At 66.0% G+C, this 12,127-nt stretch carries 12 protein-coding genes; 3 read left to right on the top strand and 9 right to left on the bottom strand.

Going from position 1 to position 12,127, the window contains the following annotated elements; translation table 11 throughout:
* Positions 1–18: 18 nt before the first annotated feature.
* On the bottom strand, positions 19–1,275 hold the full coding sequence (gene glp, locus ACLQ3C_RS06700; RefSeq protein ID WP_425704268.1) for a gephyrin-like molybdotransferase Glp: 1,257 nt from the start codon (positions 1,273–1,275) through the stop codon (positions 19–21).
* 81 nt (positions 1,276–1,356) lie between these two features.
* On the opposite strand from glp, the gene ACLQ3C_RS06695 reads away from it, so the two are divergent.
* Positions 1,357–2,154: an HAD-IIA family hydrolase gene (locus ACLQ3C_RS06695; protein ID WP_425704267.1), complete on the top strand. Its 798-nt coding sequence runs from the start codon at positions 1,357–1,359 to the stop codon at positions 2,152–2,154.
* 21 nt (positions 2,155–2,175) lie between these two features.
* On the opposite strand, the gene ACLQ3C_RS06690 is transcribed toward ACLQ3C_RS06695, so the two are convergent.
* The 5 genes from ACLQ3C_RS06690 to ACLQ3C_RS06670 all read right to left on the bottom strand — a co-directional run bounded on the left by ACLQ3C_RS06690 (position 2,176) and on the right by ACLQ3C_RS06670 (position 6,919).
* Positions 2,176–2,664 carry an SRPBCC family protein gene (locus ACLQ3C_RS06690; RefSeq protein ID WP_425704266.1) on the bottom strand — a complete coding sequence of 163 codons (489 nt, stop codon included), beginning with the start codon at positions 2,662–2,664 and terminating at the stop codon, positions 2,176–2,178.
* A 105-nt stretch (positions 2,665–2,769) separates the two neighbouring features.
* Positions 2,770–3,201, bottom strand: coding sequence for a DUF350 domain-containing protein (locus ACLQ3C_RS06685; RefSeq protein WP_425704265.1), 432 nt, complete (start codon positions 3,199–3,201; stop codon positions 2,770–2,772).
* 29 nt (positions 3,202–3,230) lie between these two features.
* A complete protein-coding gene (locus tag ACLQ3C_RS06680; RefSeq protein ID WP_425704264.1) occupies positions 3,231–4,343 on the bottom strand; it encodes an acyl-CoA dehydrogenase family protein in 1,113 nt (370 codons plus the stop codon).
* Positions 4,344–4,391: 48 nt separating this feature from the next.
* Entirely contained in the window at positions 4,392–5,591 is a 1,200-nt protein-coding gene (locus ACLQ3C_RS06675) for an acyl-CoA dehydrogenase family protein (protein ID WP_425704263.1), read from the bottom strand.
* Positions 5,592–5,641: 50 nt separating this feature from the next.
* Positions 5,642–6,919, bottom strand: coding sequence for an MFS transporter (locus tag ACLQ3C_RS06670; protein ID WP_425704262.1), 1,278 nt, complete (start codon positions 6,917–6,919; stop codon positions 5,642–5,644).
* Between the two features lie 88 nt (positions 6,920–7,007).
* On the opposite strand from ACLQ3C_RS06670, the gene ACLQ3C_RS06665 reads away from it, so the two are divergent.
* Positions 7,008–7,634, top strand: a complete 627-nt coding sequence (locus tag ACLQ3C_RS06665; RefSeq protein WP_425704261.1) for a TetR/AcrR family transcriptional regulator C-terminal ligand-binding domain-containing protein — start codon at positions 7,008–7,010, stop codon at positions 7,632–7,634.
* A 45-nt stretch (positions 7,635–7,679) separates the two neighbouring features.
* On the top strand, positions 7,680–9,101 hold the full coding sequence (locus tag ACLQ3C_RS06660; protein WP_425704260.1) for an amidase: 1,422 nt from the start codon (positions 7,680–7,682) through the stop codon (positions 9,099–9,101).
* Positions 9,102–9,161: 60 nt separating this feature from the next.
* On the opposite strand, the gene ACLQ3C_RS06655 is transcribed toward ACLQ3C_RS06660, so the two are convergent.
* From ACLQ3C_RS06655 to ACLQ3C_RS06645, 3 genes are all read right to left on the bottom strand, one after another.
* Entirely contained in the window at positions 9,162–9,971 is an 810-nt protein-coding gene (locus ACLQ3C_RS06655; protein WP_425704259.1) for a hypothetical protein, read from the bottom strand.
* A complete protein-coding gene (locus tag ACLQ3C_RS06650; protein ID WP_425704258.1) occupies positions 9,962–11,230 on the bottom strand; it encodes a hypothetical protein in 1,269 nt (422 codons plus the stop codon). The genes ACLQ3C_RS06655 and ACLQ3C_RS06650 overlap by 10 nt, the downstream gene beginning before the upstream one ends.
* 122 nt (positions 11,231–11,352) lie before the next feature.
* A complete protein-coding gene (locus ACLQ3C_RS06645) occupies positions 11,353–11,643 on the bottom strand; it encodes a type VII secretion target (RefSeq protein WP_425704257.1) in 291 nt (96 codons plus the stop codon).
* Positions 11,644–12,127 lie beyond the last annotated feature (484 nt).

Here is a 12,127-nt window from a genome sequence, read left to right as displayed (position 1 = left end):
CCCATCTGGGCCGCACGGTCATCGCAGGCGTATGACGTCGACCTCGTCGCCGGCCGTGAGGCGCACCGTCTCGGCGGGGATGTCGACCAGGGCCTCGGCGCGGGCGAGATTGCTCAGATGATGTGACGCGGGCGGCCCCACCGTGGTGACCCGCGGGCCGTGCGGGTCCGGTAGGAAGATCGCGCGCTGGAACTGGCGTTTGCCCGCAGGAGAGGTGAGATCGGTGTGCAACCGTGCGCGCAGCCGCTCGCGTCGGCGCCGCAGCCCCATCGCCGCGCGCAGCGGATCGCGGATGAACACCTCGAAGGACACCAGTGAGCTGACCGGGTTGCCGGGCAGCGTCACGATCGGCACCGTGCGACCGTTCGGCGCGCGGTAATGCCCGCAGCCCTGCGGCATTCCGGGCTGCATCGCGACCTTGACGAATTCCACGCCGCCGGTCATCCCCAGCGCCTCCTTGACGACCTCGAAGGCGCCGGCACTCACGCCGCCGGAGGTGATGATCAGATCGGCGTCCGCGGCGATCTCGTCGAGCCGATGCCGGAATTGGGTGGTGTCGTCGGGGACGAAGTGCACGTGGGTCGCACTCGCGCCCGCCTCGATCGCCGAGGCGGTCAGCATCGCCCCGTTGGATTCGTGGATCTGCCCGTGCCGCAACGGCATTCCAGGTGCTACGAGCTCGGAGCCGGTGGAGAGCACGGCCACCCGCATCGTGCGCAGCACGCTCACCTGCGACAGTCCCAGACTGCACAGCAGCCCGATCTGTGGTGCACCGAGCTCGCTGCCCGCGGGCAGTGCGGGCTCGCCGGCGACGATGTCGGAACCGGCCGGGCGCAGATGTTTGCCCGGCGGCACCGCGGCGGTGATCGTCACCTCGGTGCCCACGACATCGCCGGAGTCGGTGAACGTCGAGGTCATGAAGGTCGACGTGGTGAGTTCGACGGGCACCACCGCGTCGGCGCCGCGCGGCATCGGCGCCCCGGTCATGATGCGGTGGGCGGTGTGTGGTGCCAGCGGCGGCGGGTCGACGCGGCCGGCCGGGATGTCGGCGGCCACCGGCAACCGGACCGGGTGCGCGGTACTCGCCGCGGCGACGTCGGCGGCGCGCACCGCGAAACCGTCCATCGCCGAGTTGTCGAACCCCGGAAGTGAGATCGGGGCGGCGATGTCGACGGCGGTCACGCGGCCCAGGGCCGCCGGCACGGGCAGTATGACCGGTTCGGGTGCCGGGAACAGTGCCGCGACGACGCGCTGGTGTTCGGTGACCGTACGCATGCGCCCAGCATGCCATCGCCGGTCACCGCGCTCGGCGACCGCCGACGGGCATGTTCACCCGCGGGGTCCTAGATTTGAGGTATGACGCACGGGCTGCTGCTGGACATCGACGGTGTGATGGTCACGTCGTGGCGGGCACTGCCGGGTGCGGTCGCGGCGGTGCGGACGCTCGCCGATCGCGGATATGCGCGAATGTTCTTGACCAACACGACCTCCCGCTCACGCGGTGAGATCGCCGAGGCGCTCGATGCCTGCGGCTTCGAGGTGGCACCGGAGGAGATCCTCACCGCGGCCAAGCTCACCGCCGAATACGTCGCCCGCACCTATCCGGGCAAGCGGGCGTGGGTGCTCAACGAGGGCCCGATCGCCGAGGACATGACGGGGGTGGACATCACCGACGATCCCGCCGCCGCCGAGGTGGTGGTGCTCGGCGGCGCGGGTCCGGTCTTCACCCATCACACCCTCTCGAAGGTGCTCGAACTGCTCATGGACGGGGTGCCGGTGGTCGCCATGCACCGCTCGATGATCTGGTCGACGGCACAGGGCCTGTCCATCGACACCGGGGTCTACCTCGAGGGCCTCGAGAAGGCGTCGGGGCGCAAGATCCGGGCGATCGGCAAACCGTCCCCACTCGGCTTCCGCGCGGCGGTAGAGGTCATGAACCTCGAGCCCACCCAGGTGGTGATGGTCGGCGACGACATGCACAACGACGTGCTCGGTGCCCAGGCGTCCGCACTGATCGGGGTGCTCGTCCGCACCGGCAAATTCCGGCCGGAAGCGCTCGTGGCCCTGCAACGCGACGAATTCGGGCCGGTGCCCGACCACGTCATCGACTCCATCGCCGACCTCCCGGCGCTGCTCGAACAACTCGAGGGCTGACCGCCTGGGAGGCTTCGTGGCTCAGGCCTCGGCGGCCCGCTTGATCTTGCCGAGGGTCTCGGCCATCCCCACCTTGAGTTCCGCCTCGAAGCTCTCGGTACCGCCGAGCAGCTTGTCGATCAGCACCCTCGACACGGCGGTGGTGCTCCCGGGGACCTCACGACGCTCGGTCACAACGACGCCCGAACCCGTCGCGGTGCCAGGGTTCTTCGGGGTGCCAGGGTTCTTCGGCGTGATGGTGTAGCTCCACACGGTGTGGTTCTCGGTGACGCGGAAGCCGAGCTCCTGGTTGGGCGCAAAGCGTACGACCTTCGCGGTGGTCGGCCACACGAGTGGTCCGCGCCGGTTGATGTTGATGGTCTTGGTGCCCAGACCGACCGGTCCGCGCACGATCATCTTCTTGCACTGCGGGCTCCATTCGCCCATCCGCTTGAGGTCGGCGATCACCCGCCACACCTGCTCCGGTGTGGCGTCGATGTCGATGGATTCTTCGATGAGTGGTGTGGTCATGGGTGCGTTCCCCCTGCGTCGGTGTCGGTGCCGGCCGGACGGCCGCTCGCCGTCCACCCCGGGACAGTAGGACACCTATTGAGCAACCGTCAATAAGTCGATTCGTCAGGCCAGCAGGACCGCGCCGATCACCGCACCGATGCCGACGAAGACGGCGGCGCTCACCCATGCTGCCGGGTGTCCGTCGCCGTCTTCGAGCAGCAGGCTGCCGAGTTTGCCGGGCGTCAGCCAGTCGATCAGGACGAACGACCACATCATCACCGCGATGGTCACCACGACGTAGACGATGGTGTAGACGAGGCCGCGCCAGAGTTCGAGGTCGGCGGTCTCGATCACCGAGCCCACCATCACCACGGCCAGCCCGATCACCATCGAGACGGTCAGGATCGTCGCGTTGCGGTTGTGCTCGACCCAGACGAGTTGCCGCAGCCGGCCGGGCGTCACCAGATCGAGAGCGAGAAATCCGATGATCAGCAAGACGATTCCCACCAGGGAGTACGACGCGCCGTGTGCCAGGTTGTCCCGCAAGATCTCCACTCGAACCACTCCCGTCGTGCCAAGGTGCCTCAGGCGAGGCCGACCAGATCGTAGGAGTTGACGTTCTTCGACAGCTTCTGCAGGTGGTCGTTCGCGTCGCCGAGGGTGTGGCCGATCGCGGTGAGCCGGCTGGTGTAGTGGCCGACCGGATATTCGGCGGTCATGCCGATACCGCCGTGCATCTGGATGGCCTCCTGTCCGATGTGGCGGCCGGAGCGGCAGATCTGCAGCTTGGCGCGGGAGGCGATGATCGGGTCGACGATGCCGTCGGCCAGCGCGGTACTCGCGTACAGGCTCATCGAGCGGGCCAGTTCGAGTTGCGTGTACATGTCGGCGGCCCGGTGGGTGAGGGCCTGGAAGGTCGCCAGCGTCACGCCGAACTGCTTGCGGGTCTTGAGATAGTCGACTGTCAGATCGAGTGCGCGTTCCATCGCGCCGACGGCCTCGGCGCACAACGCGGTCTGGATGCCGATCTCGGCGTCGGCGATGATCGTGCTCGCATCACCCGAACCGAGCCGGGTGGCCGGGGCGTCGGCGAACACGATCTGCGCGCCGCGTCGACGATCATGGGTGCGGTAGGCGGTGCGGGTGACGCCGTCGGCGCCGGCGTCGACGAGGTACAGGCCCAGCTCGCCGTCCGCGCGTGCCGACACGATCAACTTGTCAGCGCAATCACCGTGTGGAACAAGCGTTTTGGTTCCGGTCAGCGTGCCGTCGGTGACGGTGGCGCCGACGGCGGTGACCGGCCAGCGGTCGCCTGACTCCTGATGGGCGAAGGCGAACAGCAGTTCACCGCCGACCAGGCCGCCCAGAAGTTCTTCGCGCAGTTCGCCTTCGGCGGTCGCGACGAGCAGCGAGCTCGGTACGAGGGCCGAGTCCAGGTAGGGCTCGGGTGCCAGGGCCCGGCCGATCTCGCCCATGACGGAGGCGAATTCGACGGGGCCGGCACCCGCGCCACCGTCTTCCTCTGGGATGGTCAGTCCCAGGATGCCGATGTCGGCCAACGACTTCCAGACATCGCGGCTCCAGCCGAGCTCGGTGTCGGTGACCTTGCGCAGTGTCTCCACGTCGTAGGTCTTGCTCAGCACGTCGCGCACGGTGTCGCGCAACATCTCTTGTTCTTCGGACAGTTCGAAATCCATGTGGGTTCCTCGGTGGTTCGGAGGTATGGCGTGGTCTGCGGGGACGGCCTACAGGCCGAGCACGGCCTTGTCGATGATCTGACGCTGGACCTCCGACGAGCCGCCGTAGATGGTCACCTTGCGGTAGTTCAGGTAGGTGGGCACGCTCAGTTGCGCCCACTCCGGCGCGAGGATGTCGGCCGAACCGTTGGGCGCTGCCGGGTCGAGTGCGGCGACGGGCAGAGAATCGGGTCCGGCGATGTCGGCGAGCAACTCCATCGCGTCCTGCTGTAGCTGGCTGCCGCGCAGCTTGAGTAGCGACGACGCGGGATTGGGCTTGCCGTCGGCCGACGACGCGACCACGCGGAGCTGGGTCAGTTCGAGGGCGAGGATCTCGTTCTCGAGTTCGGCCAGACGTGCCGCGAGCAGCGGATCCGCGATCAGCGGGTTGCCGTCGGCGGAGGTGACCTCGCGGGCCAGTTCCTTGGCGCGGGCGAGCTTCTTCTTGGTGTAGCCGATGCGCGCGATGCCGCTGCGCTCATTGCCCAGCAGGAACTTCGCCTGCGTCCACCCCTGGTTCTCCTCGCCGACGAGGTTCTCCACCGGCACGCGGACGTTGTCGAAGAACACTTCGTTGACCTCGTAGCCGCCATCGATCAGCTGGATCGGACGCAACTCGACGCCGGGGGTGTCCATCGGGAACAGCAGCATCGAGATGCCGGCCTGCTTCTTGACGTCGGGGTCGGTGCGGCACAGGCAGAAGATCCAATCGGCGAACTGACCGAGGGTGGTCCAGGTCTTCTGGCCGTTGACGATGTAGTGGTCGCCGTCGCGGACCGCGCGGGTCTTGAGCGAGGCGAGGTCGGAGCCGGCCTCGGGCTCGGAAAAGCCCTGGCACCACCAGATGTCGAGGTTGGCGGTCTTGGGCAGGAAGCGCTCCTTGAGTTCCTGCGAGCCGAACTGGGCGATCACCGGTCCGATCATGCTGATGTTGAACGGCAGCAGCTCCGGGACCGATGCCAGACTCATCTCCTCGCGGTAGATGTGGCTCTGGATGGGAGACCAGTCCTTGCCGCCCCATTCGGTCGGCCAATGCGGTACCGCGTAGCCCGCCGAGTTCATGATCTGGGAGAGGGTGACGATGTCGTCGGGGTAGTCGAGCTTGCCTGCGGCCTCGCGTTCCCGGAGATCCTTGGGGATCTGGGTGGTGAAAAATGTCCGGAGTTCGTCTCGGAAAGCTTCTTCACTTGAACTGAATTTCAGGTGCATGCCTACCTTAATACCCTGCCGGATCGCGGTCGCAAACCCGTGTGCAGGTATCAGCCGCGCTCGCCGGCGGCGCAGGTGGCCGCGGCCGGGGTCGGTGCGGCGACGATCGCGGCCGGTGCGGCGACGGCGGCGCTGCCATGCCGACGTCGCCCGAACCCGATGCCGATCAGCGCGCCGACGACGGTCACCGTCAGCACATACACCACGTACGCGATGATCGTCGCACGTAAACCCATGTGGCTGACCATGATGCCCGCGATCACGGCCGGCACGCTCAACGCCAGATAGCTGACGATGAACACCGCGGAGAAGACCTGTCCGCGCTGGGGTGCCGGCGTCTTTGCGCTGACCGAATCGAGGCCGCCGAGGAAGAGCGCGGCAAAACCCACGCCCGCGATCAGCGATCCCACCACGTAGAGCGGTAGCGACTCCGCGAGAATGCCGACCAGCGAGACGATCACGCCACCGGCCAGCGCCGGATATCCGATGGCGAGTTTGGTGTCCACGGTGCGTGAGGTGATCAGCAACGAGGTGAGTCCGCCCGAGGCGAAGAAGCTGAACAGCAGCAGACCCGCCTCGGCATGGTTGGTGACACCGAAGACCCGCGCGACCACCGATGAGCCGAGCGAGAGGTACAGCCCGCCGAGTGACCAGGTGGCGATGAACGCGGGGACCGCCGCCCAGAACGGGCGCCGTACCTCTGCGGGCACCGATGCCTGCGGGGCCAGCGTGCGCAGCAGGTGCCGGCGGGAGGAGAACCCTTGCCGCTCCGAGGTTTCCGGGATGATCAGCAGGGCGACGAGCAGGACTGCATATAGCGCCAGGACGATCTCGTAGACGAGGAAGCGTGGGGCGGGTGCGTACTGGACCAGGACTCCGGCCACCACGACGCCGCCGGCGAGTCCGATCGTCGGTCCCGCGCCGGTGATCGCCGACCCCAGGCGGGGGTTGGGCGCCATGTCGACGACCGTTGCGGTCAGGGTTCCGATGGCCGCGCCGGTGGCCAGTCCCTGCAACGCGCGGGCCGCCATCAGCACGCCGACACCGTCGGCGGCGAGGAACAGGATCATGCTGGCGATGAGTAGGACGAGTGCCACGGCCAGCACGGGACGTCGGCCGATGTGGTCGGAGAGCGAGCCCACCGACAACAGGCTGACCAGCATCGTCACCACATAGATGGCGAAGACGCCGGTCAGCGTGAACGACGAGAAGCCCCAGAGCTGTTGATACACAGGGTACAGCGGTGACGGTGCGGCCGAGGCGAACAGGACCATGACGACGGTCGCGGCGACGATCCAGAACGCGCGGTGTGGATGCAGACGTGACATCGAACCTCCAAAAGCAAATTGGTTTGCGTTTAGTTGAACGTAGCCCGGCCGCCCACCTAAAGCAACGTATTTTGCAATAATTGAGTCCATGAGTGTGGCGACAGACCCGAAGGCCGAGGTGACGGGGTCGGCGACGACGTCCGAGGCCGCGGAAAGACAGCACGCCCGACGTCCCGGGGGCCGCAGCGCGCGGGTGCAGCAGGCCGTCTACAGCGCGGTCGGGCAACTCGTCGGCCGCGGGGAGCGCGAGACCATGACGATCCCGCAGGTCGCCGAGCTCGCCGGGGTCAATCCGAGCAGCATCTACCGGCGGTGGGGTTCGATCACCACGCTGGTCGAGGAGGTCGCCGTCGCCGCTCTCACCCGGGGCGAGGACCTTCCCGATACCGGTGACCTGCGTGGCGACCTCACCGAGTGGGCACAGATCATCGCCGCCGACATCGGTCGGCCCAAACGGCGCTCCTACCTGCGCGCGATGGTGGTCGCGCGTGAGGAACTTGTCGACGAATGCCCGTGCTGGGCGGTGCGGGGCGGGCAGGCCGAGCAGATGGTGGCCCGGGCGGCGGCCCGTGACGAGCAGACGCCGACCGTCGAGCAGATCCTCGACCACATCATCGCGCCGCTCTATCACCATGCGGTGTTCGGCAAGCGCATCGACGACGTCTTCGCCGCGCGCCTGGCCGACGATGTCATGGCGATGATGCCGAGCACATAGGGCATCATCATCGGAGTTCACCCGTGGCGGCTAGGGTTGTGGCGCATGAGGCATGTGCATGCGTTCGGTGATGACGCTCTGGGAGATTTGGACGCGGTCGGCGTGGCCGCCGCGATCGACGCCGGCGAGATCTCGGCCGCCGAAGCCGTCGATGCGGCGCTGTCGCGGATCGACCAGGTGAACCCGGCGCTCAACGGCGTCGCCATCGACGATCGGGAGCGGGCGCGCAAGCGGGCCGTGGACGACGACTTTCCGGTCGGCGTGTTCACCGGCGTGCCGTCGATCATCAAGAACAACACCCGGATGGCCGGCATCCCGACGACGTACGGGTCGGCGGCGGTACCGGTGCGGACGGCCAGATCGAACGAACCGTTCACCGATCAGTTGCTGTCGACGGGGGTGAACATCGTCGGCGCGTCCACGCTGCCGCCGTTCGGGCTGACCGCGACGACGGAGTTCGTCGATCGCGATCCCACCCGCAATCCCTGGGACACCGACTACTCGTGCGGTGCGTCCTCCGGCGGGTCGGCGGTACTCGTCGCGTCCGGGGCGCTGCCGATCGCCCACGCCAACGACGGTGGCGGTTCTGTCCGCATTCCCGCCGCCGCGTGCGGACTCGTCGGTCTCAAGCTCACGCGTGACCGCGTCGTACAGTCGGCGCAGGCCAGGGCGATGCCGATCGACCTCATCACCAATGGCGTCGTCACCCGTAGTGTTCGCGATACCGCGAGCTTCCTCGCCGGCGCCGAAAAGTACCATGCCGCACCGGGACTCGCGCCCGTCGGTCTGGTCGAGGGACCTTCCGACCGACGCCTGCGCATCGCCATGCTCACCGAGCCGCTCACCGGTCAGCTGCTCGACGACGACACCCAGGCGGGATTGACGGCGACCGCCGAACTGCTCGAAAGTCTCGGCCACCGAACCGAATTCATCCCCATCCCGGTCGACAGGTCCTACGTCGACCAGTTCATCGACTACTGGGGGATGCTGGCGTTCTCCCTGGATCGCCTCGGCAAACGGACGATCGGCAAGGGCTACGACCGCAGCAAGCTCGACCCGTTCACCCGAGGACTGTCCCGGCGATACATGCGGCGGATGTGGCGCACCCCGGCGGCGATCCGTGGGCTTCGCCGTTCGACCGACCGCTTCCACGAGGTCTTCGACCGCTTCGACGCGGTGCTCTCGCCGACCCTGGCGCACACCACCCCGAAGATCGGATATCTCGATCCCGCAGCCGATTTCGACGTCATCCTGGATCGCCTGACCCGCTACATCGCGTTCACCCCGGCCAACAACACCTCCGGCGCACCCGGCATCAGCCTGCCGCTCGCGCAGACGTCGACGGGGCTGCCGATCGGCATACATTTCACCACCGACCTCGGTGACGAACGCACTCTCCTCGAACTCTCCTACGAACTCGAGGCCGCAAGGCCCTTCGCCAGGATCCAGGACGCCGGCTCGGAGTGATCTGCAGCCTTTAGTCGCGGAAACCGCGATCAAACACTGCAGATTCCACGGGACTGCCGATCATGTCAGCGCTCGGTCAATTGCTCGTCCGTCGGCGAGTTCGGATCGGGCGTCTGGATCGATCGAGTAGTGGTCGAGGAACTCCAGTAGTCGGATGGTGCCGACGCCGAGAAGGTCTGCGGGACAGATGAACGGCCCACTCTTGGCCCGCGGCAATGCCGGCCCGAACCAGTGATGGGGGACGTCGTTCTCGGACGTCAACAGGTGAATGCTGGCATTCTTGCTGTCGGCGACCGCACTGACCCCGACGACCTCATCCCACGAGATCTGCTGTGACGAAAGAAATCGGCGCGATCTGATGGCCGTCGGCGTGCACTCGACGGTGGGAAATCGCGCCCATCCGAGAAGGAACCAGATGCCGGTGACCGTGTACCAGACCGCGAGGATGGCTGCCAGGACGCCGAAGACAGCCTCCTGCGAACGACTCATCGGGAAGCTCAGCCGATCTGTCCACGTGCCGACCGCGAACACCGCGCAGGCGAGCACGATCGTGAAGATGCTGACCGCGGTCAGGACATGAATGCGCCGAGACTGACGAAAGGCGATTCCGTCGTTGGTGCGGGCAACGGTGTTTCTGTCAGATCCGTAGTCGGCGCCGCGATGCCGGTAGACTTCATAAGCGGGGTACCAGGCACTCAACCAGGCGATGGCGCCGGGCACATAGAACAACACATACAGCCAGCGGCCCTCCAGCGCCGCAACGACTCCTTGCCAGGACCACAATCCGGTGATGAAGACGGCGAGAGCGGTGAGGGGCCACAACCGTCGTCGGCTCGGCAGTCGGTTCCACGCGTCGGTGATCAATCGCAAACAGCCTCTCCGATCTCTTTCCCCATCCAGCCGAACACCCATGATCCGAAGGCGGCACCACCGGTGACGAGAGCAGCGTCGACAGGCCCGGTCACCGCGCCTGGTGGGGCGATTAAGGCTCCCGTCGCAACACCGCCGACCGTTCCGGCCGCGCCTGACCACGCCGCAATACACTTGTCGCGAGGACTGTCAGCTGTGATGACGTCGTATATCGCCATACCAGTTGCTAGACCGACCCCGCCGAGTCTCGCGCCTGCGCCTGCATTCTGGAAATAACTCTTCGTCAGCGCCGCGGGAGTCTTATCCGCGGCGCCGTTGAAGTAGCTGTCGCCTGCTGTTAGTGCTCCACCAGCCAATGTTGCGGCTGGGTGCGTGAAGAATGAACCGTCGGGAACGTCGGCCTTCGCCAGCGGACGTCCACTCGGGTCATAGAGTTCGGTTTTGATCACTGTCCCGTCCGGCTTTGTCCAAGTTACAACTTTGTTGCCGGTACCGGCGAGATAGGTCGTCGTGATCTTGTCCCCGTTGGGATCCTTGCCCCACGCAGTCGTCTCGGTTCTGGTAACCAGCGTCCCGGCTGGATCAAATATCTCCTCCCTCAACACCGGGTAGTTCCTGCCGTAGTTCAGTCTCTTCGTTTCGGTGTAAACCTTCTTGCTGCCATCTTGCATGTACAGAGTCTTGGTGGGTTCGCCCTTGGCGTTTGTTCCGGTGGACTCACGGGCCACGGTGGATGCGGCATCCGCAGCTGCGATGGCAAGTTGTTTTCTGAGCCCCATCGGGTCCGCTGGATTGGGTACGTCGTCCTCAGGCATACCACCACGCCCGCTGAGTAGCCCCGCAAGTGTCGGCACCAACTGCCCCGAGTTCACGTCTGCACCCGCAGAGCGTGCCGCTGCGGTGATACCGGCCGCTGTCGAGTAGTCGGCCTGCCCCATGGTGATGACGAATTGGTTGATCTCGATCTGCTTCTGAACTCGCTCTGCGACCAGATCGCGCGCCCCGTCGGCGTCCAGTTCTTGGGGCTTGATTGTCACGACCCAACTGTCGAGCACGTTGAACGAACCCGATTCGATCTCTTCGGCTTTGGACATCAGCAACTGCTTGGCCGAACTCAGGGCCCAAAAGCCGTTCGTCATTGCTGTGGATAGGTCGTCGGCCAGGGTGGCGGCAGCGATCGACGACTTCTTGGCTCTTTCAAACGCCAACACCGCGGCGTCGTGGGCGACACCGTCCCAATTCCCGAGGGCGGTCATCATCGAACACCGCGCGGTAATCCCCGAGGCTTGTTCTTCGATGGTCTCGCCACGCGACCTCACAGTGCTCGCCCCGCTGAGAATCGATCCGAAATCCCATCCGGCCAACCGAGTACGCGACGGAATCATCGGGGGAAGCTGCGCTTGATAGCTGCGGTGAAATCAGCTTCCGCGACTTCGTAGTTGTTGGCGCTGCCGCGCGCGGAAACCGCAAGGCCGTCGTAGCCGCTCGCCAGACGCTCGGTGCGGTCTCTCGCAAATGAGTCGACCTCGTGCGAGGCCCACGCGCTAGTCGACCCGGGCATTCCCGAAAACGCTTCAACGATGACGCCGGCGAGGGTACTAGATCTGATCGAACTCGCGGTTTGAGATGTCTGTTGAGCAAACTCCCGAAGCAACTGCGGATCAACTTGCACCAGCCATCCCCCTTTGAATTCCCGTGAACCTTCAGCAGCGCGGAGGCCGAACCCGGTGGCGGCGGCATGCCCGCGAAGCAACAGTAGCCGAGAGTCGATGGTGGACGGCGTTCGGGTTGCGATTGGGGTGCAGGATGTGGCTGGGCCAAGTCGGTGACCTCGACAGCGGGTGGGCGCCCGGCAGGTCGAAAGCGACCAGCACACGATCGGCAGCCTTTCCGGCACTGGTGACGGGATGAGCCGATCGGGCGGTTGAATCGCGTTCTTCCTTTCGCTCGCAGCTCGGTGAGGGGACCGTTTTTGTCGGTGGCCTCCGATAGTCTGTTGTCATCGGTTCGGGGTCGGCTTCACAGTGTGGCCGGTCATCTGGAACAGGCGGTGGCACAAGGCTATCGGCCGGACGTACAGAGGGGGAGGTGTCGATGTTCTCGTTTGTCGATGCTGAGGCTGATGTGCGTGTGGTGGGGTCGATGTCGGCGACGGA

Source organism: Gordonia sp. DT30 (genome assembly GCF_049844915.1).
Lineage (GTDB): Bacteria > Actinomycetota > Actinomycetes > Mycobacteriales > Mycobacteriaceae > Gordonia.
The sequence above is the reverse complement of the archived record's forward strand: the minus strand, read 5'-3'. Positions and strand labels throughout refer to the sequence as shown.